This window comes from Clavibacter lycopersici (assembly GCF_003576405.1).
GTDB lineage: Bacteria > Actinomycetota > Actinomycetes > Actinomycetales > Microbacteriaceae > Clavibacter > Clavibacter lycopersici.
The window spans coordinates 1-284 of sequence record NZ_QWGT01000608.1; the positions used below are offsets into that span (position 1 = coordinate 1).

The 284-nt window shown below is 70.8% G+C and carries 1 protein-coding gene; it reads right to left on the bottom strand.

What is annotated here, in order from left to right:
• The coding region (locus tag DZG00_RS16770) for a fumarylacetoacetate hydrolase family protein (protein ID WP_147360126.1) at positions 1 to 284 on the bottom strand (284 nt) is incomplete at both ends.

The following is a 284-nucleotide window of genomic DNA, read 5'->3' on the forward strand; positions in this document are numbered from 1 at the left end:
AGATCTGCGGGTCGCGCGAGTAGCCGGCGCCGCTCGTCGTGCCCGTGGAGATGAGCGTGCCCGGCTGCAGCGTGGACGACGTGGAGAGGTAGGAGACGAGGCGCGCGACCGTGCGGACCATGCCGCTCGTGCGGCCGTCCTGCACCGTCTCGCCGTCGAGGACCGTCGTGATGCGGAGGTCCTGCGGATCCGGCACCTCGTCGCGGGTGACGACGACGGGACCCGTGGGGGAGAAGCCGTCGAAGCTCTTGCAGCGGCTCCACTGCTGCTCCGAGAACTGCAGG